The 26,375-nt window shown below is 42.0% G+C and carries 22 protein-coding genes; 11 read left to right on the top strand and 11 right to left on the bottom strand.

What is annotated here, in order from left to right:
• Positions 1–14: 14 nt before the first annotated feature.
• Positions 15–398 (bottom strand): amidohydrolase family protein, encoded by a 384-nt coding sequence (locus GGD38_RS02395; protein WP_375299627.1) that lies wholly within the window; start codon positions 396–398, stop codon positions 15–17.
• On the opposite strand from GGD38_RS02395, the gene GGD38_RS02390 reads away from it, so the two are divergent.
• Positions 346–501: a T9SS type A sorting domain-containing protein gene (locus tag GGD38_RS02390; protein ID WP_375303807.1), complete on the top strand. Its 156-nt coding sequence runs from the start codon at positions 346–348 to the stop codon at positions 499–501. The two genes, GGD38_RS02395 and GGD38_RS02390, sit on opposite strands and share 53 nt — an antisense overlap.
• A 56-nt stretch (positions 502–557) precedes the next feature.
• On the opposite strand, the gene GGD38_RS02385 is transcribed toward GGD38_RS02390, so the two are convergent.
• The 6 genes from GGD38_RS02385 to GGD38_RS02360 all read right to left on the bottom strand — a co-directional run bounded on the left by GGD38_RS02385 (position 558) and on the right by GGD38_RS02360 (position 6,473).
• The gene (locus tag GGD38_RS02385) at positions 558–1,328 is read right to left on the bottom strand and encodes a hypothetical protein (RefSeq protein ID WP_375299628.1); all 771 of its coding nucleotides are present in this window, start codon (positions 1,326–1,328) and stop codon (positions 558–560) included.
• 31 nt (positions 1,329–1,359) lie between these two features.
• Positions 1,360–1,671 (bottom strand): hypothetical protein, encoded by a 312-nt coding sequence (locus tag GGD38_RS02380; protein WP_375299629.1) that lies wholly within the window; start codon positions 1,669–1,671, stop codon positions 1,360–1,362.
• A gap of 19 nt (positions 1,672–1,690) precedes the next feature.
• Positions 1,691–2,230, bottom strand: coding sequence for a hypothetical protein (locus tag GGD38_RS02375; protein ID WP_375299630.1), 540 nt, complete (start codon positions 2,228–2,230; stop codon positions 1,691–1,693).
• Between the two features lie 317 nt (positions 2,231–2,547).
• Positions 2,548–4,302, bottom strand: a complete 1,755-nt coding sequence (locus GGD38_RS02370) for a hypothetical protein (protein ID WP_375303768.1) — start codon at positions 4,300–4,302, stop codon at positions 2,548–2,550.
• A 134-nt stretch (positions 4,303–4,436) separates the two neighbouring features.
• Positions 4,437–4,649, bottom strand: coding sequence for a T9SS type A sorting domain-containing protein (locus GGD38_RS02365; protein ID WP_375299632.1), 213 nt, complete (start codon positions 4,647–4,649; stop codon positions 4,437–4,439).
• Positions 4,650–4,733: 84 nt separating this feature from the next.
• On the bottom strand, positions 4,734–6,473 hold the full coding sequence (locus GGD38_RS02360; protein WP_375299633.1) for a GNAT family N-acetyltransferase: 1,740 nt from the start codon (positions 6,471–6,473) through the stop codon (positions 4,734–4,736).
• Positions 6,474–6,821: 348 nt separating this feature from the next.
• Between GGD38_RS02360 and GGD38_RS02355 the strand changes: the two genes are divergently transcribed.
• From GGD38_RS02355 to GGD38_RS02340, 4 genes are all read left to right on the top strand, one after another.
• Positions 6,822–7,643 (top strand): alpha/beta fold hydrolase, encoded by an 822-nt coding sequence (locus tag GGD38_RS02355; RefSeq protein WP_375299634.1) that lies wholly within the window; start codon positions 6,822–6,824, stop codon positions 7,641–7,643.
• A gap of 110 nt (positions 7,644–7,753) precedes the next feature.
• Positions 7,754–8,419, top strand: coding sequence for a Crp/Fnr family transcriptional regulator (locus GGD38_RS02350; RefSeq protein ID WP_375299635.1), 666 nt, complete (start codon positions 7,754–7,756; stop codon positions 8,417–8,419).
• A gap of 176 nt (positions 8,420–8,595) precedes the next feature.
• Positions 8,596–9,471: a pirin family protein gene (locus GGD38_RS02345; RefSeq protein ID WP_375299636.1), complete on the top strand. Its 876-nt coding sequence runs from the start codon at positions 8,596–8,598 to the stop codon at positions 9,469–9,471.
• A 64-nt stretch (positions 9,472–9,535) separates the two neighbouring features.
• A complete protein-coding gene (locus GGD38_RS02340) occupies positions 9,536–10,558 on the top strand; it encodes an LLM class flavin-dependent oxidoreductase (protein WP_375299637.1) in 1,023 nt (340 codons plus the stop codon).
• 51 nt (positions 10,559–10,609) lie between these two features.
• Here GGD38_RS02340 and GGD38_RS02335 read toward each other — a convergent pair whose 3' ends face one another.
• Positions 10,610–11,917 (bottom strand): T9SS type A sorting domain-containing protein, encoded by a 1,308-nt coding sequence (locus tag GGD38_RS02335; protein WP_375299638.1) that lies wholly within the window; start codon positions 11,915–11,917, stop codon positions 10,610–10,612.
• Between the two features lie 302 nt (positions 11,918–12,219).
• On the opposite strand from GGD38_RS02335, the gene GGD38_RS02330 reads away from it, so the two are divergent.
• From GGD38_RS02330 to GGD38_RS02320, 3 genes are all read left to right on the top strand, one after another.
• Positions 12,220–14,571, top strand: a complete 2,352-nt coding sequence (locus tag GGD38_RS02330) for a beta-L-arabinofuranosidase domain-containing protein (RefSeq protein ID WP_375299639.1) — start codon at positions 12,220–12,222, stop codon at positions 14,569–14,571.
• A 93-nt stretch (positions 14,572–14,664) separates the two neighbouring features.
• Positions 14,665–15,255, top strand: a complete 591-nt coding sequence (locus GGD38_RS02325; RefSeq protein ID WP_375299640.1) for an RNA polymerase sigma-70 factor — start codon at positions 14,665–14,667, stop codon at positions 15,253–15,255.
• Positions 15,256–15,342: 87 nt separating this feature from the next.
• Entirely contained in the window at positions 15,343–16,383 is a 1,041-nt protein-coding gene (locus GGD38_RS02320) for a FecR family protein (protein WP_375299641.1), read from the top strand.
• Between the two features lie 53 nt (positions 16,384–16,436).
• On the opposite strand, the gene GGD38_RS02315 is transcribed toward GGD38_RS02320, so the two are convergent.
• A complete protein-coding gene (locus GGD38_RS02315; protein WP_375303767.1) occupies positions 16,437–16,616 on the bottom strand; it encodes a hypothetical protein in 180 nt (59 codons plus the stop codon).
• Here GGD38_RS02315 and GGD38_RS02310 point away from each other — a divergent pair.
• The 3 genes from GGD38_RS02310 (at position 16,600) to GGD38_RS02300 (ending at position 24,126) form a co-directional block, all read left to right on the top strand.
• A complete protein-coding gene (locus GGD38_RS02310) occupies positions 16,600–19,944 on the top strand; it encodes a SusC/RagA family TonB-linked outer membrane protein (RefSeq protein WP_375303766.1) in 3,345 nt (1,114 codons plus the stop codon). The genes GGD38_RS02315 and GGD38_RS02310 overlap by 17 nt on opposite strands.
• 18 nt (positions 19,945–19,962) lie before the next feature.
• Positions 19,963–21,609: a RagB/SusD family nutrient uptake outer membrane protein gene (locus GGD38_RS02305; RefSeq protein ID WP_375299643.1), complete on the top strand. Its 1,647-nt coding sequence runs from the start codon at positions 19,963–19,965 to the stop codon at positions 21,607–21,609.
• A gap of 138 nt (positions 21,610–21,747) precedes the next feature.
• Positions 21,748–24,126 (top strand): glycoside hydrolase family 31 protein, encoded by a 2,379-nt coding sequence (locus GGD38_RS02300; protein WP_375299644.1) that lies wholly within the window; start codon positions 21,748–21,750, stop codon positions 24,124–24,126.
• Positions 24,127–24,185: 59 nt separating this feature from the next.
• Here the strand turns inward: GGD38_RS02300 and GGD38_RS02295 are convergent, their stop codons facing one another.
• Entirely contained in the window at positions 24,186–25,601 is a 1,416-nt protein-coding gene (locus GGD38_RS02295; RefSeq protein WP_375299645.1) for a Gfo/Idh/MocA family oxidoreductase, read from the bottom strand.
• Between the two features lie 105 nt (positions 25,602–25,706).
• Positions 25,707–26,321, bottom strand: coding sequence for a class I SAM-dependent methyltransferase (locus GGD38_RS02290; protein WP_375299646.1), 615 nt, complete (start codon positions 26,319–26,321; stop codon positions 25,707–25,709).
• Positions 26,322–26,375 lie beyond the last annotated feature (54 nt).

Below are 26,375 nucleotides of genomic sequence, written 5' to 3'. Positions count from 1 at the left end.
TTGTTTTTATTTCCCTACTGAAACCCTGCCATGCGATGTAAACGGGCGGGGTTATATATATATCCGCCTTTTAATACAGTAATTACGTCTCTGATATTACTGATATTTTGCAAAGGGTTGCCATTGGTGATAATAATGTCTGCACGTTTGCCCGGAGAAATTGAACCGGAGCTTTTTTCCATATTCATAACACGCGCAGGCACAATAGTAGCCGTTTGTAACGCCTGCATAGGGGTTAATCCGCTTTCTACATACAATTCCATTTCTCTGAAAATGCTAAGTCCCGGAAAGCCCATATCTGTACCTGCAACAATAGCTATACTGTCGGTGTATAAATGATACACGATCTCAGTAGCTACCCTGTATAATACAAACGGAACAGCACTGCAGTCTTTCACTATAAATGCCACCGAATTTAAAATCAACTTAAGGAACTACCCGGCCGGCATCTATTTGTTAAAAACAGCCGATGGAAAGGTAGCAAGGATCGTTAAGAAATAAATTACTTATAATCTTTTGATGTGACCTGGGAGCCTTCAGATCTTCGGATTTGAAGGCTACTTACTGGGCATAGAATCTTTCCGTACAGCATTTAATTTTTCATTTAACTTAAGGTACACCGGGTCCTTTGGTCTCAGTTGCTTTTCTTTTATTTGATAATAGTGCAATAGACCAAACTGAATGTGAAAAGAAACATAGAACCGGTCATCTTTGTTTTTCATGCTGTTTAGTGCGTTTATAAAAAGATCACTATTGCAAATAAATGCCTCACCCATGGCAAGGTCGCGGGTTTCTGCTTCCACAATGCCATCAACCGGTACCGTTTCTACCAATTTCCTTATCAAAAGCGTATCACCTGTTTTACAAATGTAGTTGGAAAAAATATCCAGAATGGGTTCATAAACGCGGTCCCTGTGTTCGTCAAGTTTATTGATGGTAACAAAATACCCTACACTATCCCTGGTTTCATATGCCCTGTTGAAATCGGTCCCTAATTTTTTATGGGTTGTAAAAATGTTTAATAACATTTTTTGCTGTGTAGTAATGGAGAGTTCCTCTACCAACTGTATCTGGCTTTTATGTATGTATCCCAATATTGATTTGATCGTGCGTATATGCCTCCAGTCAGCAGTGCCAGGCTCACAGTAGAAGAATTCATCGTCCTTGATAGTCGCCACCGTTTGAGAAGTGTTATTTGCAGTGCTATACACATTAACTACCGGGCCTGCATTCCGAAGTTGGGCTAACTTTAAATTTTGCGCCATGATCATGGGACCAGGTAATAGGATAATTATAACGGTTATCCATGTTTTTAAATGGACTATCATATAGATAAAGATATTCCATTTACCCCGTTGATCAATTCATATTTTTTAAAGCTAAATGTAAATTAGGATCTATAGAATGTATGGGCGCCGCAATACCCGGACTGTCTGCCAGATCAATGTGTATATAAAATTCTCCTGCATATACTCCCCAGATAACCATCTTTGTATTTCGTGTTGAAAGCATTATTTCGGGCACCAGTTCATTTAACAAACCATCCCAGAATGCTTCTTCCAGTTCCTCAATAGCAGAGCTGTCATTATTGCTACTGTTTTTTCTATAGAGGGTCCGCTGTGAAAGAGAGGTGGTAGTAAATATCAAAACTTCCTGACGAGCATTTTCCATAATTTCTTTTTAAATGTGATTATGCTATCTCTCTTTTTCTCTTATAGGAGGATACAATCTCCAGCACCAAAATGCTGAATACATGTTGAATTGTTTCATCTGTCGATTGCACTTTTTCTTCCCAACCTGTTTTCTTTTGAAGTAGCCACAACAATACCGTAACCGATGCTGCCGTTAAAGTATCAAGAATAAAAACAGGATTGTTCGAAGCGATCAATGTTATAGTCTCCAGGTATTTTATGGGCAAATTACCGGCAGTTGCAAAATGAGGTGCAAAGCAAAAAACTTTAAAATGGCAATCTTCGCTAAAACTTAATAGCTGGAGGGGCACCTGGGGAACCTTGTAAAGGAGCATCCCTTTGGAAAGTACGTATGTTCCCATGTTGTGCAAAAGGGTAACTTCGCCTTTTTCAATGTATAGGATTGCAGCATCATCTGTTGCGGCAACGGTCATGTGAGGAAAAAGTTTTATCTCCGCAGAATCTACTATTGAAAAATTGTTGTTATTTTCCACAGTTTCTGTTTGTAACTCTGAATCCGATTGATGTTTGGCGTTCATTTATATTGGTTTTTGGGAAGATGCAATGAGCTGATAGCCTGGAACGACTTATCTTATTTTCAATACGCTTAATTCTTTTAGCATAGATCCAGAAAACGATTGCTATCAGCAGCGTCGCTGTAAGAACAATTATGAGAAGGAGCCAGTTTTTTTTCTTCATGGAATTACAGGCGGCCGCCATTTTATTACAAGACGAATTTACCTGCAGGGGAGGGGGGAATCCAAATTTGGCGACAGACAATAGTCTGACAGCGACTGGACAAAAATTGGACATCTGTCGTAAGCCCCTTTAAGAGAAGGGGTTAAGCACTCGCTGATTATATTTTGGTCAGAAACGTTTCCGTGTCCAAGTCATCATTCAGTTGCAACCGCTTGCGCAAACGTTGCCTTATTTTATAAACGCTATCAGTAGAAATGCCGAGCATGGACGCCATTTGTTTTGTGGTCAGATGCAAACGGATGAGCGATGCCATCCGCTTCTCGGCTAAAGTAATGTCGGGTACCATTTCTTTGAGTTTTAAAAAAAAGCCCGGATATATTTTTTCGAATAGTGTCTTAAATTTTTCCCAGTCTTCTTCAGTAAGTATCGTTTGCCGGCTTAACTCGCTGGCAAGCTGTTGCTGTTCATCAGTAAGTGCTTTGGTTGCTACCTGCTGTTCCAGCTGTTCTATAACCCTTGATTTTTCAATAATGCTTTGGGTAAACATATCCAATTGCTCTTTTGCCGAGGTTAGTTCTTTTTCGGCAGCAACCCTTTGCTGAAAAGCCAATTGATGCTGAAACCTCGATTTTAAACGCTGGCGATTGATTATAAGTAAACCCACAATGGCAACAAGAACAATTGCGGCTATAATATAGTTACGCTCCTGTATTTCAACGTTTTTTTCTTTTTGAAGATCACGGATCGCAGAAACGTTCGACTGATTGTCTAGTCTAAGCCGGGCAATTTCCAAACGGCTGTTTGCAACGGCACGTTCTATAGAATCGTGAATGTTATTGTATAATTGTGAGTAGTGATAAAAGCTGTCGCTGTTGCCCAGTACACGATATACATCGGCCGTGGCATAATACACGTCCTGAAGGAAATGGGGCACCGGTTGAGGCTGTTGTTGCAGCATTCGCAGCGCCTCCTTTACCTGTAACAATGCGCTGTCTTTTTTACCCTGCATTAAATTGAGTCTCGCTATCATTTGCAACGCATGGGCCGCATTGGCAATTTCGTCATACTGTTTACTGGTGCGGTAATCGAATTCAAGTAATGGTTTAGCGATATCGTATTTTTTTTGTGAGAAATAGGTATACCCTTTGTTCCCCGAAATAATTCCTTTCCAAACTTCAGAATTTAATGCATTTGCCATTTGCATGGCAACATCAAAATAATGAAATGCAGAATCAGAGTTGCCCATTTTTCGCCAGCAAAGTGCTATTGTATTCCAACGGCTCATTGTATTTATTCTTGCATTACGGGAAGTGTCTTTTTCATTTTTAATAGATCGGCGAATGTAATAGATACTTTTGTCAAGGTCACGGGTAAGATAAAAAAGCTCTCCCAAAAACTGGTATTTGTGCGATTCGGCTGTTATTCCTTTTTTATCAAGAATTTCAACCGCATTTAAACAATACATTGTCGACAGTTCAATTTGATTACAGAAAAACATCGTTTCTCCATACCACCAGCTCAGCGTTGCAATGAGGTAATCGTCATTTATTGTATAAGCCTGTTGCAATGCAGGCTTTATTAGTTGTGTTATGAGGTCCTTTGCCGCCGTGTTCCGTATCTTCCATAACATAGTTGCCCGTAGGTATTTTATTCGCACCTGGAAATACGGGCCTGCCGAAACACCTTTATTTTCAAGTTCATTTAAAGTGCGGAAAACAAGGGCAGAGTCTGTACGCTCCAATATAGTCACGATCTCATTATAGTTTTTGTTTAGCGTATCATCATCTGCATCTAAGACCTTTACCCATGTTTTTAACGGCAAAGTCTGGTTTTGTGAAATTGCAGGAACATTTTGTAGAAGAAAGACAAATGATATGAATAGCAGGTATGGTGTTTGGGTTATAAGCATCATTTGCTGTTATTAAATCTATATAGCAAATTTATAGCAATAGTTATTATCCCCATTATTATATGCTCTTTTGACCATAAAAAATGCCCCCAAAGTGTTTATCTTTTTTGGGGGCATAAGCTGTTGCTATAGAGCTTTTACCGTTTGATACTCAGATTGCGTCTTACACTTCTGTTGCTCATAATGATCTCTACAAAATATAATCCGCTTGCCAGGTCGCTTATATTCACTTTTACGTTGCTTACCCTGTTGTAATACCGGTTTGTTCTTAACCTGCCCAATACATCATATATTTTTATAGCGATCGATATTAAAAAATTAATGCCCTTTTTTCTTGCTACGCAGATCAACTGCGGAGACCGTTCCCGAGATCATGCCATATGGTTGTATTATGGCCGGCGACTGGGAAAATGATGCGCCCTGGCGTAAAAAATTTAAGTGATCATATTGCTGCCCGTAAACCACTCACAGATGATGTAAAGTATTTGAAGAAAATTCTTTGCGAAGTTATTATTCTTAACGGGCGGTGAAACTTCTGCATGTAAGCCCATAGTTTCCATGGCCTCACAAATAAATTTATTATTTGTGTGAAAGCCAGTGCTGCTTTTTTCCGACGCAACATGATCAATTAAATTAAAAAAAAAGGATTGTAATTTATCTCTGTCTTTCGTATAAAAATAAAGGTCTTTCAACTCAATCTCATTGTCGAAAGTATTGAACCAGGCACAACTCAGAAGTTGGTTGTTTTCGGCCCATGTATAACAAAACTGGCCGGTTTCAAGACGGCGCATGGCGTCTGCAAGAAATTCCCACCGCGTAATGCCGGTTTCTTTACTGCCTGTATATTTCATCAAATGATCGAGGTTGTTCTTTTGCAATGAGATCTTTACATCCGGTCTAAAAGTTTGTGCCTTTAATTCATATCGCTTTTGAAGCGTATTGCTCCTGAGTTTTTTCGAAATTTTTTTTAATACTGTCTTTATATTGCTATTTTTCAGCAGGTAAAAGTATTTCTTCAACTTAAGTTCAGCAGTCATAGGTCTTATTCCGGCGGTAATAAGTTTAACCTGCACCCACTTTTTTATTCGCTTTTTTATGCGGTAAGTGAACTGCCTGCTGATCACCAGTTCATGCACTTCATCGTGCATGTTGGCCAATTTATCTTTGTAGGAGTCATAGCCCGGGGTAAGATCTAAATATTGCATTTGTTCTTCTCTTAGCTTTTTTGCTAAAAATGAAAAATGTAAAAGACCGGGCGAGTAGGACCTGGCTTTAAACGGGGAATGACAGGTAAATCCGGAAAGATGCAACCAGCCTTTTCCGGCTATGGCAATCACTGCCGCAAAAATTTCTCCGTTAACTTTCAGGATGGTTGCGTGAAGTAATTGTAAACGAAACAGTTCAAGCAAAAATTCCTTTTTTACAGGATCGTCCTTAAAGATCTGTTTATTAAACAGCGCCCCAAACCTAAAGTCATAGAGAACCGTTAGTTCGTTTAAATGGTTTTTAAAACTTTCAGGATCTGTTATGGGTTCAAGCCGAACTTCACCTAATCTTTTCAACCGGTTTAACTTGTTTTTGAACTGCTTACTTTCTAATAATTTAGCATGGTCGGGTTCGCTTAATTTTATCAGGGGCCTCGAGTGCAATTGTACTATACTATAGCTGCGCCACTTGTTATTATCCTTTACCCAGTTTAACGGAGTTTGGGGCGGCAAATACCTGAAGGAGATCGGATTGCCCGGAAATTGTTTTATCAGTTTGCCAAGTGCTTCCCTAATGAACAGTTCGCCATAAACAGGTATGGCCAACCATGTCTGGTATTCCGCATCATAATGTCCTGCGCCTGTTATTCTATTGCTATTTTTATGTTTATCGCTTTCCTGAGTATGTAATAGAACCACCGGCAGCACACCTATGAGGTGGCCATTTACTTCACCCTTAACCAGTATAGGAAGATGTTTCTTTTGGTAAACCTGGTACCATGCTGTTATATATAACCTGTTTTGAAAAATGGTAGCCCATGGGCAGGCTTCAAAGAGCCTGTCAATGTTTTTTTGAAATTCCGGGTTTAATAAAAGGTCAATTACAGCAGCACCGGTCAACAACTCAATTGAGTAGGAAGACTCAGGAGTGATGTTAGTTTCGATTGTGTCTTTTAATGCTACATCCATTGAACTCTCCTTTGTTTTCAAGTATCGGGCCCATTCATTTGAACGGCCGCAGCAAATGATTTTAAATAAATTAAATTACCTGTTGGTGCAGGTCGGCTTTTTACCGCGAGTACTGGTCAATAAGCATGGACCACCATAAGCAGATGTAGCTAAGAAGAGTACTAATTTAATGCTGAGATATTAATATTAAAGTTAATAAAATAAAATGATTTCTGTAAATTTTGCAGTGCCCGAAGAGGAAAACGGTAATAAGTACAACGCAAAACGTAAAGCATCCATTGAATACTTCGGAAAATAACCCCACCTTACACCCTCCAATTTATTACTCACATTTTTAAATAAACAAAAATGAACAGGTTTACAGTTAAAGACGGCACAGAGATCTATTTCAAAGATTTTGGTACAGGTCAACCTATTTTCTTTCACCATGGCTGGCCATTATCTTCAGATGATTGGGACGCTCAAATGATGTTCTTCCTCGATAAAGGTTTCAGGGTAATAGCGCATGACCGAAGGGGGCATGGCCGGTCAACTCAAACCTATAAAGGGAACGACATGGACACCTATGCTGCAGATGTGGCCGAGCTCACTACCTATTTAAACCTGAAAGATGCCATTCATGTAGGTCACTCAACCGGTGGCGGTGAAGCCATAAGGTATGCGGCTAAGTTTGGTAAAGGCAGGGTGGCAAAAGTAGTGCTCATTAGTGCCATTACTCCTTATATGATCAAGGACGCCAATAACCCCGAGGGCGTGCCGCTTGCTGTATTTGATGATATTCGCCATAATACATTACATAACAGGCAACAGTTTTATCACGATATCACATTCCCGTTCTTTGGATATAACAGGGAAGGGGCCGATGTGAAAAAAGGAATTCAGGACAACTGGTGGCGGCAGGGTATGATGGGCGGCATAAAAGCTCACTATGATTGTATTAAAGTGTTTTCTGAAACCGACTTTACCGAAGACCTTAAAAGCGTTGATGTACCCGTGTTAGTACTTCATGGCGAAGACGACCAGATAGTGCCTTACGCAACCACCGCCGTAAAAGCGCATCAACTTTTGAAAAATGGAAAGCTGATCCTGTACCCGGGTTTTCCTCATGGCATGCCTACCACCGAAGCAGCAACCATTAATAAGGATATTTTGCAGTTTATCAATTCCTAAAGACTTCACTCATAAAAAAAGGGATCGTTTAACCGCGATCCTTTTTTTATTTTATACAGTGAACGCTTACATTTTTTGCTTAACAATTTACGTATAAGAAAAATAAGTTAATGCAACTGGTGCCATCGGCAAAGCAGGCTTTTGTTGAAAATGTGGGGCATGTTGCTGAATGCAATTTGTTATATTTGCTTGTGTTCGAAAACTTCCGCAACTATATTAATAAATATTCAACAACTCCCTTAACCGATGAGCAGTTTGGGGTAGTGCGTTCCTGCTTTCGCCCCAAAACTGTAAGAAAAAGACAGTATTTTCTTCAGGAAGGGGAAGTATGTAAATATTTCGGTTTTATTGTAAAAGGCGCCATGCGTCAGTACAGTGTAGATGATAAAGGAGTTGAACATATTGTTGGTCTTTCCATTGAGAACTGGTGGGTTGGTGACCGCGAGAGTTGGGTGATGCTTACCCCATCAACCTATAATATCGATGCCTGGGAAGATACAGAATTGCTGGTTGTAACAAAGGCTGATACAGTACAAATTGTACAGCAGATCCCGTCGATCAATGAAATGGTTCGCAAAATGGATGAAATGCATTCTATTGCCATTCAGAAAAGAATTAATGCTTCTGTAAGCCTCCCGGCCGATAAAAGATATACTGATTTTGTAAACAGCTACCCCAGCCTGGTGCAGCGCTTTCCCCAGCACCTCATCGCCTCCTATCTTGGCATTACAAAAGAAACATTAAGCCGTGTTCGCAAACGGGCGCTGGGAAAGTAACATTGACATATGTCAACCTTTTTTGTTACCAAACATCATCGTTTTAGGGGTGTGAATGATCGCATTTTTGTAATGCAAATCAATTCCACACTAGTAAAAAGTCGGAAGTGGTTGAATAAATTAAATTATAGCAGGTGTGCCCCCAATACAAATAGGGCGCTCTTTAATTAGAAAATATGCAAAAGAAAATTAGTTTTTCAGCACAGGGACGCAGGGCAGATATTGGTGAAATGCTCATTTACAGAATTCTGCCCAACCGCTATGCCGATGCGGTGGGTCCTTTTGTTTTTCTCGACCACCTTGCTCCTGTAAAACATGAGGCCAATAAACCCAAAATGAAAGCGGGAACAGGTGCGCATCCGCATAGAGGAATTGCTACACTCACTTATATACTCAATGGAGAAGGCGAGCATTTTGACAGTCGTGGGTATCATGGAAAGGTTTTTTCGGGCGGCGTTCAATGGATGAAAGCAGGCAATGGAATTATTCACGATGAAACAATGAACCCCGACTCTCAAACCGGTAGTCCATACATGCACGGCTTTCAGTTCTGGATAAATCTTCCGGCAAACATTAAAAAGGAAAGCCCGGAATATCTTTCTGTTAAAGCCAGTGAAGTTCCCCAAATGCAATTGCCTGCAGACAGCGGTTGGCTGAAGGTGATTGTGGGATCGTATGATAAACTTGTTTCAAACGTTCCCGGTTACACTAAACAGTATTTGTACCATATTCATTTGTACGAAGGAAAACAATTTTCCCTGCCAACAGAAAAAGGGCTTGAGTATGCTATATTTCTTCCACAACAGGATGTAACTATTAACAACACAGGTTTTATTGCCGGCGATTTTATTGAATTTGACCGGGAAGATGGAACAATAGAAATTACCAACACCTCAAAAAGCGCTGCCGACATTATTTTATTTGGCGGCGAAAAATACACCGAACCAATTGTTGCGCAAGGCCCCTTTGTGATGAATACGCAGCAGGAAATTGCTCAGGCGTACAACGATTTTCATTCAGGTAAATATGGAAAGATCAGCTATGCCAGATAAGAAACCCGTATCCGGTACTAATTTCTATCTTTGCAACGGCTATTTTACAAATGAATAGAAACGTATGAAGAAAATAGGATTTTTATCATTCGGGCATTGGTCTAATCATCCAGCCTATAAAACCCGTACGGCGAGTGATACGTTACTTCAATCTATTGATTTGGCCGTTGCTGCCGAAGAGATCGGTTTAGATGGTGCGTATTTTCGGGTACATCATTTTGCAGCACAGTTGGCGTCTCCATTTCCTTTGCTTGCTGCCATTGGCGCAAAAACAAGCAAAATAGAAATTGGAACGGGCGTTATTGACATGCGTTATGAAAATCCACTTTATATGGTGGAAGATGCCGGTGCCGCCGACCTTATTTCGCAAGGACGGTTACAACTGGGCATCAGCAGAGGTTCGCCGGAACAGGTAATTGATGGGTGGCGTTATTTTGGGTATGAACCGGCAGAAGGGGAAACCGACGCCGATATGGGGCGCAGGAAAGCATTGCAATTTTTAGATAAACTCAAAGGTGTTGGGTTTGCACAGCCAAATCCACGTCCAATGTTTCCCAATCCACCAGGCTTATTACGGCTGGAGCCCCATTCCGAGGGTCTGCGTGATCGTATTTGGTGGGGCGCAGCCTCTAATGCTACAGCTGTTTGGGCAGCCGAAAACGGAATGCACCTCCAAAGCTCTACCCTTAAATTCGACGAAGGCGGCAAACCATTTCATATACAACAGGCCGAACAGATAAGGTTGTACAAAGATGCATGGAAAAAAGCCGGGCATCAGCGCGAGTCAAGGGTTTCGGTGAGCCGGTCCATCTTTCCTATAATAACTCAACAGGACAAATATTTCTTTGGCCAGGAAGCCAGGGGCACCGATAGCATTGGTTATATTGAAGAAGACACACGCGCTATCTTCGGAAGAAGTTATGCCGGGGAACCGGAGCAACTGATCAGGGAGTTGGCACAGGACGAAGCCATTCAGGAAGCTGATACGCTTCTTTTAACCATACCCAACACGTTAGGCGTTGATTACAATATCCACATCCTGTCGTCTTTTCTAAAACATGTAGCGCCCGGTTTAGGTTGGCGTTAAAATTATAGTATTAATAGAAAAACCGCGCCTGGCGCGGTTTTTCTATTAAGCTTATTTTACAAGAACTTTAAACGTTTTCTTTATGTCTGCACCTTCAATATTGATGAAATAGGCGCCACTGTTCCATTTGCTTGTTTCCAACTGCCAGCTGGTGCCATTCATTATTGCAGTACCAATAACCTGACCTGCCATATTCACAATCTTAATTCTGTGAGGATTGATCGAACTTCCTGGTATGGAAATACGTATCGGTTCTCCTTTTGTTAGCACAGTAGGCTGAAGAGTAACATTAGTATGGTTTTCCTGCCGGATCTTAATGAAATGGCTGTATCTATAATCACCATCACGGTCTATCATTTTTAAATGATAGTATGCTGTGTTACCAGCTGAGTTTGCGTTGGAATGAATAAATTCATAGGTGCCGGTAGATTGGTTATTGGAATAAACTTTTCCAATGGTTGTAAATCCTATAGAGTCAAGAATTGAATATTCAATTTCATACCGGTCAAAGTTTTCCTGATTTTCTACTTTCCATTTAAGTACAGTATTATTGTTATCATCCACTTTTGCTGCAAAGCTTATGAGGTCAACCGGCAAAGAGGTTAGAGACCATGACATATTGCCGATTGCTATTGCCTGTAAAGCCGGGTTTGCCAGAGCTGATGGATGATTATCGTAACGCACCGTAACCCGTGTTACTCCTTGTGCTCCGAAATTTATTTCCGCTGTTCCCTGCTGGCTATTATTTGCAGTGCTGTTAGTGCCTGCATTTCCGCCAACGCCTGATGTTGTATTCGCATACGCTGAATTTCCAGAGATAGTGAGATAGTTGCCGGCAGGGTTCACTGCAGTTATAGTTTTAGGCAATACAGCTGCTGCTCCGTTTAAACCTGTTACCGTTACCCGATCAAAATAAGATGTAGAGGTAGCGCTGGCTTTATCAATATCACCAACCCGGAAAACCAGATGGTAGATCGGTTGTGAAAAATTGTAAACTACATCTACATACGCTGTATTAGACGTCCAGTCTACATCAATTTCCAGCGCGTCAGTAGAACCAGCCAGAAGAAAAAAGTTTGATCGGCCATTGTTATTATTAACAGCAGGCGCATTTACTCCGTTTGTTACCTGCTGATATGTGCCCGCTTGTGAATTGGTAATGCTAACCGATACATTGACTCCAGACCCGCTTACATTGTTAGCTGTTCTGGAAACGGCCCCGTCTGCCCATGTAGGAGAAAAAGACGAGCTCCAATCAAGCGTTTGAGCGGTAACAGAGCTTATGAAAAATAAAAAGAATAACGGTAATGCAAATAGAAGTTTTTTGTTCATAGAAATAATAAGGTATAATTGTTTCATAGGGTGAATTATTACAATTGCGAGCGCAATGAACAAGCATTATGCCATGAAATTTATATACTCCAACATTTTTGATTCCTGGGCCAGGCGGTTGTTTGTAGATTGATTTATATTTTGCAACACCAGTGAATTAAAAAATATATAATCTGGATGTTATATCTTGTTGATTTTGATGTACTTCCAAAATCTGGATGTTTTTTCCCGAAACGGGACGGGCGGGAAAATAAAGTTAGGTTTTTGTTTAGGGGAAGCCGGGTTGATTTTGACTATTGGGAAGCAGAAGCCATAAATTTTATTTAACGATGAAGAATGCCAGCCTGTTCTCTGTTTTAATACTTCTTTCCATTGCCAGTTTTTCTCAAGCCAACTTATCGGCTTTTCCTTTATCATCGGTCCGTTTGTTGAATAGTCCATTTAAAGAGGCAGAACAAACCGATTTGCAGTATATGTTGCAACTCGATGCCGATCGTTTGCTTGCTCCCTTTTTAAAGGAAGCCGGCATTGCTCCCCTGAAAGAGAATTATGGCAATTGGGAAAATATCGGCCTTGATGGTCATACCGGTGGGCATTACTTATCGGCGCTTGCCAACATGTATGCTGCCACCGGCAATACAGAAGTATTGCGGCGTCTGAATTATATGATCAACTGGCTCGACTCGTGCCAGCGAAAAGCCGGAAATGGATATGTAAGCGGCGTACCTGGTGGAAAAGCGTTGTGGAATGAAATGGCAGAAGGAAAAATACAAGCAGGCAGTTTTTCATTGGCCAACAGGTGGGTGCCGCTTTATAATATGCATAAATTATATGCAGGACTGCGCGATGCATACCTGATTGCAGGCAATGAAAAAGCAAAAGCAATTCTCATTAAACTGTCCGATTGGTTTATTTCCATCACCAAAAATCTTTCCGATGATCAAATGCAGCAAATACTCAAGAGCGAACAGGGCGGCATTAATGAAGTGTTTGCCGATGTAGCAGCAATAACGGGAGATAATAAGTATTTGGTAATGGCCCGAAAGCTTTCTCATAAAGCCATATTGAACCCGCTTTTGCAGAATAAAGATTCATTGAATGGTTTGCATGCCAATACACAAATACCCAAAGTGATCGGTTATAAACGCATTGCCGAGCTCGACGGAGATACCGCATGGGCAAAGGCCGCTGAATTTTTTTGGAACACGGTTGTTAAACACCGTACCGTTTCCATTGGTGGTAACAGTGTTCGTGAGCATTTTAACGCAGCAAATGATTTTTCTTCCATGATCGATGATGTGCAGGGGCCCGAAAGCTGTAATACGTACAATATGCTGCGACTGACAGAGAAGTTGTTTCTTTCGAACCCCAAAACTGCTTATATCGATTATTATGAAAGAGCGGTATTCAATCATATATTATCTTCCCAGCGCCCAACGGGCGGTTTTGTTTATTTCACGCCTATGCGGCCGCAACATTACCGGGTGTATTCACAGCCCCAGGAATGTTTTTGGTGCTGTGTGGGCACCGGCCTTGAAAATCATGGTAAATATGGCGAACTGATCTATGCGCATAATGATAAGGACCTTTTTGTAAACCTGTTTATTGCATCAAAACTCGATTGGAAGGAAAAAGGCATTTCATTGGTGCAGCAAACAAATTTTCCCGCTCAGGAAACATCCTTACTTAAGATTACGCTCAACCAGCCACAAACATTCAACGTTCATGTAAGGTATCCTTCATGGGTTACGAACGGACAAATGCAAATAAGTGTGAATGGACGTAAATGGGCGGCAACAAAAGATGAGAACGGTTTTGTTGTTATAAACAGAACATGGAAAACAGGCGATGAGATCTCTATCCGCCTGCCTATGCATGGCGCAATGGAGTATTTACCAGATGGTTCACCATGGGCTTCATTTGTGTATGGGCCTGTTGTTCTGGCTGCAAAAACCGATACTTCAAACCTTATTGGGTTAGTGGCCGATGGAAGCAGAATGGGACATGTAGCCGGTGGACCGCGTTATTCAATTGATAAAGCACCCGTGATCGTTACTGCTCAAAGCAATCCTGCTTTACAATTAAAGCCGGTGAAAAATAAGCCGCTTAACTTCACCATGACTGATTTGATCGCTCAGTCTGATTATAAAAATCTAACACTGCAGCCTTTCTCCTCTATTCATGATGCCCGTTACATGATTTACTGGCGGGTGACAGACGAAAAAGGGTTGAAACAATTACAGCAAAAATTAGCGGAAGAAGAAAAGCAAAAGCTTGAACTCGAAAACAGTACAGTTGATCAGGTGGCGCCGGGCGAACAACAATCGGAGGTGGATCATCAGTTTAAAGGAGATATAACAGAGACCGGAACATTTAAAGATAAACATTGGCGCAATGCAAACGGCTGGTTTAGTTACCAGTTAAAGAATAGTCAACATACAGGTAAGAAGTTGCGGGTCATGTATTACGGGGCCGATAAAGGCAGCTTTGATGTTTTTATAAATGGAGCTTTATTAAAAAAGGAAGAGCAGGATGGCACAAAAGGGAATTCCTTTTTTAATGTTGATTATATTATCCCTGATAATTATTTAAATACGCAAGCTGAATATGTTGAGGTGAAGTTTTCTGCAACAGCAAATTCAAAGACGCCCAGGGTGTTTTATGTGCGGTTAATGAAATGATTGTAGCAGATATTCTTTGGCAGTTAAAAACAAATGTCTAAATTACATGTAATGTTATTTTAGTGATCTTGAATAACTGCCAACCCTGGGTATATGGATTACAAACTGCTTGCCGATAACGTATTGCTTAAGCTATTGAAAATAAGCGACGAACTTGCTTATAAAGAGCTTTATTTACGCTATTGGCGAAAGCTGTACCATTCTGCAGTAAGCAAAACGAATAGTAAAGAAGTAGCTGAAGACATTGTTCAAAGTGTTTTCACCGATCTTTGGGACCGCCGAGAAATACACCAGATAAACTGTATTGCCGCCTACTTGGAAACTGCAGTAAAATACCAGATAATCAATTACATCAAATCGGCCATTTCAAAACGCACGCAATACGCGGGTTTTGGTGAACTACAAAAAAGCGAGGATGAATCTGCCGATCTGCCCTTGCTGATGCAGGAACTGAACATGGCTATTGATAAAGCCATCAGTCAGTTGCCGCAAAAAACGCAAACGATCTTCCGTTTAAGCCGTTTTGAAAAACAATCAAATAAAGAGATCTCCCGCATCATGGACCTTTCTGAAAAGGCCGTGGAATATCATATTACGCAATCCCTGAAATCACTACGCTTTTTTTTGCGCGACTTTATTCTCGTTGATTTTATATTGCTGTTGTTTGAGAATATCATTAATTAAGCCCCTTCACTAAAAATAATTGCCATTTCTTTTAGGGTAAAGCTTTCTTGCTTTTACTATTATAGTATAAGCGCCAAAACAGTTGTAATGGACCAAAAAGCTTTCCGCCAGTTATTGAAAAGGTACCTGGATAATTCCTGTACAGATGATGAAAGAAAGATCATTGACCAATGGTACGAACTGTTGGACAACGAAAATGTTGACCTCTCCGAACGGGAGATGGATGAAATGGAAAGCCGTCTTTGGAACAAGTTACAAACAGCATCAAAAGAAAAAGCTGTTGTAATACCCATCAAAAAAGGAAGCGGCTTTCCCTGGAAATATGCCGCTGCTGCCTGTTTGCTGGGCCTGATAATAACCAGTGGTATTGTGTGGTTCAAAAGTAATGGGAATGCGCCCGCAGCCATAACACTAGTAGAAGCAAAGGTAACCGCGGGATTTCAGGAGCAAACCAATACCGGCAGTACACCCAAAGATATTCAACTGGAAGACGGCACCGTGGTGAGCATTTATCCCGGTTCCAAATTAGCCTTCCCACCACATTTCACTGCCGCAAAAAGAGAAGTATATCTGGAAGGCGAAGCTTTTTTCAAAGTGAGCAAAAATGCTAACCGGCCCTTTTTTGTTTATAATAATAATATAGTTACCCAGGTGCTGGGCACCAGCTTTGATATTCGTGGAAAGAATGGCCAGGTGGAAGTGGCCGTAAAAACAGGCCGGGTAGCTGTATATGAAAATAAGGAGCAGATAACGCTCAATGAAGTGCAGCAAAAATCGAATGGCGTTATTATTACTCCCAACCAAAAAGTTACCTACTATCAGGAAGAGCGGCATTTTGTTACCTCTATAGTTGACCAGCCGATACCTGTTGCTGATAAACCCAAAAAAGAGGAAGCGAATTTTGTATATAATGAAACGCCGTTGTACAAAGTGCTGACCGACCTGCAGGATACTTATGAACTGGAAATAGTACTTGAAAACGATAAGATCAGGAATTGCGAGTTCACCGGCGACCTCACCGGGCAAAACCTGTTCAATAAACTGGAAGGCATTTGCCTGGTATTTAATGCCACCTACGAAATAAAGGGCACCAAAATATTATTAAAAGCAGCCAAAGAATGTCCTTAAAACTGATTGCTTATTTATAACCAAAAAAACTGCCATATGAGTCGTTATCCCACTTAGAAGTCTGTAAAAATAAAGCCAGCAATATTCGCGGTATTGCCGGCCTTAACGTCTACCGCCAAAGGCGGCGGAAGGGTTTTGCCCGCTCTTAATCGTTCACGTTCAAAACCATCACAATTTATGGAAAATAACTTACTTATTGCTTTAACCCGGTTAGCAATGAGATTGATGATCATTTACATACTAGTTGCTTTTACTGTCTTTTCAACATATGCTGTTCCTGTGCATGGGCAGGAAGCGCTGAACAGGAAAGTTACCATTGCTGTTAACAATACCGAACTAAAAGCCGTATTGGAAAAAGTACAAACAGCAGTGGATGCCAAATTTGTATTTAGCCCAACAATTATAAACGTAAAAAGAAAACTGAGCTTTTCTGTTCAGGACAAAACGCTGGCCGAGTTCCTGCAAACGATCATAGGTCCTTTAGGCATTAAATACAAAGCCGTTGGCAACCTCATCATTTTGTTCGATGCAAGAGAGAAGGAATTTGATAATGGTAATGGAGCGGTGGTTATTGTTGGTGGAACTGAGGAAAAGAAACCTGTAAACCGCGAGATCTCAGGTGTGGTGCTTGATGAGAAAAAGGCACCGGTTATAGGGGCTTCTGTATTTATTCAGGGTACTACTATCGGTACGGTTACAGATATGAATGGGAAATTTCGCCTATCGGTGCCAGATGAGAACGTGACACTTGAAATTTCTTATGTAGGGTTTCAAACCCAGACGTTAGATGTGAACGCCAACACCGCTTCGGTGAACATTACCATGACGGCCAGTGCCAATGGAATGAGTGAAGTGATTGTAATTGGTTACGGTACCCAAAAGCGCGGCGATGTTACCAGTTCGGTGGCCTCGGTAAAAGCGGCCAATTTTGTTAAAGGCTCAGTGCGCGATGCCGGTCAGCTGATACAAGGAAAAGTAGCGGGATTAACCGTTGTAAACCCCAGCGGCGATCCAACCGGTTCTACCCAAATTATCTTAAGAGGTCAGTCAACCCTGATGGGTGTGAACCAGAACCCATTGGTGTTAATAGATGGTGTGCCCGGCGATCTGCGCATGATAACACCACAGGATATTGAGTCGGTTGATGTACTGAAAGACGGTTCTGCGGCAGCCATCTATGGTACCCGTGGTACCAACGGTGTAATTTTCATTACCACAAAAAGGGCAAATGGCAATAACAAAACATCGGTTGATTACGGTGTGTTCACCAGCGTTCAAACCATTGCACGCAAGCTGGATATGTCAACCGCTGCAGATGTGCGTGCACAAATAGCTTCCGGGCTGCGTAAGAACGAGTTGATCGATCATGGCGCCAGCACCGATTGGCTGAAAGAAATAACAAGAACGCCATTCTCGCAGGACCATAACCTAACCATTCGCGGCGGCAACTCCACCACCAATTACCTCGCGAGCCTGAACTATGATGATGCACAGGGTTTATTCCTGAAATCATACAACCAGTTATTTAGCGGCCGGTTCGATATGAACCATAACATGTTCAACAACAAACTTAAATTGAACGTGAATGCGTTTAGCTCAAGCCGCAAATTAAATGGCTTCAATACCGGCGATTACCTGCAGGCTTTGCGGCAAAACCCTATGGCGCCCGTAAAAGATACTGCCGGAAACTGGTTCCAGGAGCTAACCAAATTTGAATATCAAAGCCCGGTATCGGACCTGATGGAAAGCAAGGGACAAACCAATGAAGGGCTTTCCAGGTTTAATGGTTCAATTGCCTTTCTTCCGTTTAAAGGATTGAAATTATCGGCTTTGTTCTCTTACTCAAAATGGATGCAGGAATATGGCTACGCCGAAACAAAAAAGCATGCTTCCACATTAAGGGATAACCGCAATGGCTATGCCCGCGAAGGTGGCAAGGAATCAATTGACCGGTTGACTGAATTAACTGCTGAATATTCAAAGTCATTGTCAAAACACAATATCACTTTGTTGGGCGGTTACAGTTACCAGGAAAATGATTACAACGAACATTATATGGAGAACTGGGATTTTCCTACAGATATCTTCGACTGGCATAATATAGGGTTGGGAAGGGCCATCAGCAGTGGTGATTATGTAAACCTTATCAAGACTTACCGGACAGAGACCAATTTGATAGGCATGTTCGGCAGGCTGACCTATAATTATGATCAGAAGTATTTATTTATGGCAAGCATTCGCCGCGAAACAGCCAGCCAGTTATGGGGCACTAATAACAAGTGGGGAACATTCCCTGCCGTTTCTGCCGGTTGGCGCATTAGCCGCGAAGCGTTTATGCTTAACCAGAACCTCATTAATGACCTGAAATTAAGAGCAGGTTATGGTGTTACCGGTTCGCAGCCATCTGATCTGTTCCGTGGTGTTGCCTTGCTTGGTTACAGTGGTTTTGTTCTATCGAACGGGGCCTGGATCCAAACCCTGGTGCCCACACAAAACGCCAACCCCGATCTGAAATGGGAAGAAAAGCGCGAAACAAACATTGGTCTCGACTTCAGCATGCTGAATAACAGGATCAGCGGTAGCATCGATCTGTACAATCGCCAGATCCATAACCTGCTTTACCTGTTCGAAGTGCCCAGCCCGCCCAATTTATACAATCGCACACTGGCCAATGTAGGTACGCTGGAAAATAAGGGTCTTGAAGTATCGCTGAATTTTGTTCCTGTACAGAAGAAAGATTTTCAATGGAACACGACCTTTAATTTCTCTACCAACTCCAATAAGCTGAAAAATCTTTCCAATGATCTGTATAAAACATCAACAGACTATGTTCGGGTAGGGGCTATTTTCCCACCCATTCAAACCTTTTCGCACCTGTTAAAGGTGGGCGGTTCTGTAGGTGATTTTTATGGTTACAAAGTGGTGGATATTGGCAATGATCAATCTGACGTAGCCAACTACGGCCAGTGGACCTATGAAGGAAAAGATGGCAAGCCTGTAAATTATTCTGCTTTCGGCCATTCGTTTGAAGATAAAAAAGTAATTGGTAACGGCTTACCCAAATACTATCTGTCATGGAACAATAACTTCACCTATAAGAACTGGGACCTGGCCATTACACAAAGAGGCGCATTCAAATTTCAGGTGGCCAACCTGCAGCGTATGATGTTCGAGAACCCTACCCAGGCGCAATACAATTTATTAAAGAATGCATATGATCCCATATACGGAAAAACACAATTAAAATCGCCGGTAGAATTCAACAGCTATTATATTGAGAATGGCGATTTCTGGAAGATAGACAACATAACGCTGGGGTATAATTTGAAAACTACTGGAAAATATATCAGATCAGCAAGATTCTATATTGCCTCGTTGAACACATTTATTATTACAGGTTATAAAGGTATAGACCCCGAGGTTAGCTTACGCAACGGAACTTCTACTGCGCAATCGGGTGTGGTACAGGTGCCCACTTCAGGGCTTGACCCGGGAATGGATTCGCCGTCCAAATATCCAACCACCCGTTCTTTCAGTGTTGGGCTTAACGTTACCTTCTAACCTTTAATTAATGACGCAATGAAAAAGATAAATCAGAATATATTGGCTGGTATCATTACCGGTTTCGTGGGTGTCCTGTTGTTGACCGGCTGTACAAAATTGAAAGACGAAAATTATAACCAGATCGTTTCAAGCGATTTTGTTCCTACCGGTAGCGACCTGCCGGCGCTGGCCGGCGCCGCTTATGTTGACTGGCGGGGTCTGCTTTTGCAATGGAATACGGTTTACCGCGCCCAGGAAGTGTCGGGAGATGAAATGCTTACGCCGGCAAGACCGAACGGTTGGGTAGATGGGGGTGTTTATCGCCGCATTCATGAACATAAATGGACAACCGATGATGATATTGTGATCAATATCTGGACAAGGGCCTACCAGGGTGTTACAAATTGTAACCGCATCATTTACCAGGTACAATCGGGCGCTATTCCTGTTGCAGCCAAAGACACGGCTTCACTAGTGGCAGAAATGAAATTGTTGCGTGCATCTTACTATTGGATCCTGTGCGATATATACGGCAACGTTCCTATCGTTGATCGCTTCGATGTGCCGGCCGGATATTTGCCTAAGCAGAACACCCGGAAAGAAGTGTATGATTTTATTGTAAACGATCTACTGGCCAACATTCCGCGCGTGACCAGCGATGTAAGTACTGCCACCTATGGCAAGTTCAATAAATGGGCAGGACTTACCTTACTGGCGAAAATGTATCTGAATGCAGAAGTGTATACGGGTACATCACAATGGGACAAGTGCGTAGCTGTTTGCGATACCATCATCAATTTTGCAACAAGTTCTTCGAAGATAGGCCTGGAGGCCAGTCAAAAGAGTGTATTTGTAACAAACAATGAAAATTCGAAAGAGATCATTTTCGCCCTGCCTTTCGATTCAAAATATGTGAACGACTGGAATTCTTTTGATGTACATATGCAAACACTGCAACCGGAAAATCAAAAAACATACAACCTGCAATTCTCTCCCTGGGGTGGTGTATGTGCGGTGCCGCAATTCATAAACACCTTTGATCCTGAAGACAGCCGCCTGCTGGATAATTACATCAGAGGACAACAATATACCGCAACAGGTGACAGCATTATGGGCACTATGGGCGCTTTTGTAGGAAAGCCGCTGGCCTATCGTAACGTTGTGCCGGGTGTTGACCAATCAGAAGAAGTGGATGGGTACCGGTTGGGCAAATTCGAAATAGCCATGAAGGCTACCAACCGCCTCAGTAATGACTGGCCGCTTTTCCGTTATGCCGATGTGTTGATGATGAAGGCCGAGTGTTTATTACGATTGGGAAGCGCAGATGCCGCCGCAACTATTGTAACGCAGGTGCGGCAGCGGGCCTTTAAATTAAATCCGGCCAAAGCGATTGTAACAGGCGCGCAGTTGTTGGGTGGAAGCAGTTATGATTATGGTTTGCGCAATCACCTGATGACAACCACTGAAGGTGGCGGAGATATTGTGTATGGTCGTTTTCTCGATGAACTGGGTTGGGAATTCAACCAGGAAGCCCGCCGCAGAACAGACATGATAAGGTTTGGTGTGTTTACCAGAAAATCGTGGTTATCGCACATGCCCAACGGAGCTTACCGCAACCTGTATCCTATTCCTAAAACGGAGATGGATAAGAATACGAATTTGAAGCCGAATCCAGGGTATTAATGAAATGAAGTAAGAGGTAAGAAGTAGGAGGTAAGAAAAACAGAAGATCTGAATTTAATCAGCCATCTCGAATATCAGGTTCTTCATACTTCTTACTTCCTACTTCTTATTTCTTTATATAAACAATGACAACTCACAATGAATAATAAAGGAATTATTTTATTGCCCCTGCTACTGTTTAGCCTACATACATCCTTCTCACAAGTTTACCAGCGAACATCAAATGGTATTAAAGCAAGAATACAGGCAATTGATGTGGAGGTGCAATTTTATTCGCCACAAATAGTACGTATTATAAAATTGCCTATAGGCACAACTACAAAACAGAAAAGCCTTTCGGTCATTGCTTCGCCACAAAAGTTGGCGCTCACAATTGCCGATCAAAAAAATGAATGGGTAATAAGCAGCCAGGCATTACAGGTAAAGCTCAACCGCAAAACAGCAGCTATTCAGTTTTATGCTTCGCCCAAAAATTTATTATTACAGGAAAAAGAAGACGGAACTCATTTCTCACCTTCCGCTGATCCTAAAAGCTATGAAGTTGTACAGGCATTTCAACTGGAAGCCGGTGAATCTGTTTATGGGTTAGGTCAGCATCAAAGCGGTATTATGGACCATCGCGGCCAACAGGTATTGCTGAAGCAAAACAATATGCAGATCGCTGTTCCTTTTTTTCAATCAGTAAAAGGGTATGGTGTATTGTGGGATAATTATTCAACCACCCATTTTAAAGACGATGCTGCTGGAACTTCTTTTAAATCGGAAGTAGGGGAGGGCATAGATTATTATTTTATACAGGGCGGCAATGCCGATAAAGTGATTGCCGGTTATCGCCACCTCACGGGGCAGGCGCCGCTGTTCCCGCGCTGGACGCTTGGTTACTGGCAAAGCCGCGAGCGGTATAAAAGCCAGTATGAAACCAATGAAGTAGTGCGCAGGTACAGGCAACTGCATGTTCCTTTAGATGGCATTGTGCAGGACTGGCAATACTGGGGCGAAGATGAAAGCTATTGGAACTCTACCGAGTTTGGCAATCCCCGTTTTCCCGAACCAAAAAAGATGGTGGATAGTGTGCATGATCAAAACGCGCACGTTATCATTTCTGTATGGCCCTCGTTTGGTAATAAAACAAAAATACACGACGTGTTCAAACAACAGAACATGTTATATGGCGATTATGTTACCTGGCCCATCAATACGAATGTACAGGTGTATGATGCATTCAATCCGCACGCCCGCGATATTTACTGGCAGTACATGAATAAAAATATTTTCTCCATAGGCATCGATGGCTGGTGGCTCGATTCAACCGAACCAGATCATTTCAAGGATAAAGAAAGCGATGAAGCCCATAACACTTTTCTCGGCGCTTATAGAAAAGTGCGGAATGCATTCCCGTTAATTCATACCGGCGGTGTATATAAACATCAGCGGGAAACCACCTCAGAAAAAAGAGTTTTTATTTTGGCAAGGTCGGCATTTAGCGGTCAGCAGCGGTTTGGCACCATGATGTGGTCGGGCGATGTAGGCTCGGCATGGGACGTTTTTCGCAAACAGATCTCCGGCGGGCTTAATTTATCATTATCCGGACTACCTTACTGGAACAGCGATATTGGCGGCTTCTTTTCTGGAGGAAAGTATCCTAAAGGTGTAAACGATCCCGCCTTCAGGGAGTTGTATGTACGCTGGCTGCAGTTTGGAACATTCTGCCCTATGATGCGTTCGCATGGAACTGATACGCCCAGGGAGATTTATCAGTTTGGCGCCAAAGGCGACTGGGCCTATGATGCCATAGAAAAATTTATTAACCTGCGATACCGGTTCCTCCCTTATAATTATTCCAATGCCTGGCAGGTTACTTCACATGCCGGTACTATGATGCGTGCCCTGGTGATGGATTTTCCGGCCGATAAAAAAGTATGGAACATCGATAATGAATATATGTTTGGGAAATCGGTATTGGTTTGCCCCGTAACCGATTCTATGTATACCAGCAGGGCGAATGGCAACACCATTGTTGATGTTAATACCATCAAAAAACAAAAGCTGTATTTGCCTGCGGGAACCCGTTGGTTCGATTTCTGGACAGGTGAAAAATTAGCCGGCGGTCAGGAAGTGGAGAGAGAAACACCTGTTGATCTTATGCCTTTATATATTAAGGCCGGCTCAATTGTTCCCATGGGGCCGTTTCAGCAATATACAAACGAAAAAAAGAAAGATACACTTGAGATAAGGATCTATGAAGGGGCTGATGGCCATTTCACGTTGTATAACGATGAAGGCGACAATTATAATTATGAAAAAGGAAAATATGCAATCATCGACCTGGTATGGAACGATAAAGCCCGAACGTTGACGATCAAAGATCGAAAGGGAAGTTATGCGGGAATGGGTGATCAGGTTACTTTCAATATTGTATTGGTAAACGACAAAAATGGATTTGGCATAGATGCGCCAGCGAAATATGACAAGGTAATTCGCTATACAGGTAAAGCAATTGTAAATCAACTTCAGTGATATAGAACGCAGAAGCCCCAACGGTACCGCCGGGGCTTCTGCATTATTGTAGGTACATTTTATACTTTATAGTACTGCTCCCATCCCTTTCTTGGCGGTGGTCCCATCAACAGCTCGTTGGCTTTCTTACTGCTGGTGATCACTTTCTTGTTTCTATCGAACACAATTTTTTCACCTGTCCATTGTGCCAACACGCCTAAGCAAAATACCTGGCTTAGCGGGCCTGCAATCGAAAATGGTGAGCGTGTTTTTTCTTCACCCTTACAGGCTTTTAAAAAGTTTGCAAAGTGATTGGATGGGCTTTTAGGCACCTCCGGTAGCTTCGATTGCATTTCCTTTGCCTTTGCTTCGGGAATAATGGATAATATACTTCCATGCGAACCACCTTTAAAGGTCAGGTCGTTGCTGTAAATGATCTTGCCAGGGTTCAATTTGGCGGGCTTGATAGCGCCGTTACTGGGCGGTGGAATATTGGGATCTAACCCCTGTACACCATAACCTTCTGGTATTGGCGGCAGGTTATCGATACCATCGTACCATTTTATTTCAACCGGCGGAATGTTGCCACGTTTGGGGAATTTAAAAGATAGTGTGGTTGAGGTGGGGTAGAAGAAATTGTTATGCCCATCTAATTTCACCGGATCAACTTCGTAGGGTAGGCCAAGGTCCAAAAACTCATGTGCTGTATCAAGAATATGCGCACCCCAATCGCCCAACGCACCCATTCCAAAATCAAACCAGCAGCGCCATTGTCCGTTCACAAAATCTTTGTTGTATGTATGGCCTTGTGTTTGCATTTGCCATACATCCCAATCGAGTGTTGAAGGAATGTTTTCTGCTGCCGGAAATGAAGTGATATTTGTATTCCAGCCATGCCAGCGGCGTGGCGAGTTCATGTGTGCAGTAATGGCCGTTACATCTTTAATGATACCTGCTTCCTTCCAGGCTTTGAACTGGAAATAGTTGGCGTCTGAGTGTCCCTGGTTGCCCATTTGAGTAACCACTTTGGGATTTTTGGCTGCAGCCTTCATCATCAGCTCCACTTCATTAAATGTACGGGCCATGGGTTTTTCTACATATACATGTTTGCCCAAACTTATAGCCATCATGGTAATGGGAAAGTGCGAAAAGTCGGGCGTGCCAATTGAAACAGCTTCAATCTGGTTACCCATCTTATCAAACATTTGTCTAAAGTCTTTAAAGCGCGGTACGTTGGGAAACTGTTTTAATATATCCTGCGTGTGCGGAGCTTCCATATCTACGTCACAGAGCGCCACAATATTGGCCAAACCCGTATTATAGAGGGCCTTAATAATTTCTGCACCCCGATTGCCAATACCTATACAGGCAAGATTTACTTTTTCACCGGCCTTTTGTTTACCGTTTGCTAATAAAAACCCGGGCGTAGCAGCCGCAGCGGTTGCTAATAGCGCCTGGGTTAAAAATTTCCTTCTTGAATAATTGTGATCAGACATATGACAAAATTGTTTGCTAAAAACCTGTAAAAGTATAATAAGCCATGTTCCAAAAATTCAATTATTTTAACATCTTTGAACCCTATTTTGGCTGCGGGGCTACCCTTATTTTTTATTAAAACTGCAGAAAAGGAAATTTTGAATTGTGTTGAAGGGGGTTGCATGGTCTTCGGTTATGCATTTAACCCGGTCAAAAGAAACTTCAAATATGGCCGACATCGATGCCGCTGAATATTGCTTTATTTCTAAGCCACTACATTTTTTTGGTCCGTTTTCAGAAAACGTACCCAGTATAAGATGGCCACCTTTCTTTATTGCACCTTCAGCAATGGAAACATATTTGTAAATGCTATCTTCGGTTGTTAAGAAATGAAAAGCAGCCCTGTCGTGCCACAAATCAAATTGTACCTGTGGTGCAAATTCAGTAATGTCTGAAACGATCCAGTTAACTTTTGATGCTCTGGTACCCAATCTTTGCTTTGCTTTCTCTATTGCATTGGAAGAAATGTCTAAAACATAAATGTTCCTGAAGCCTTTGTCAAGAAGAGCATCTGCAAAGTGACTATCACCGCCCCCAATGTCAATAATATGTGCATCGGGGGATAAGTTACATTGTTCTACAAACGCTATTGACGTTTTCGGATAAATTTGAAACCAGCTTACTTCTTCGGGGACTTTTGTATTATAAACATTTTCCCAATGTTGTTTAGAGGTATTCATGATTGCTAAGTTACAATATGTTTGTATTGAAATTAAATGACATACTTGTCGAGA

The sequence above is a fragment of the Niastella sp. OAS944 genome, from assembly GCA_024809215.1.
GTDB lineage: Bacteria > Bacteroidota > Bacteroidia > Chitinophagales > Chitinophagaceae > Niastella.
The sequence above is the reverse complement of the archived record's forward strand: the minus strand, read 5'-3'. Positions and strand labels throughout refer to the sequence as shown.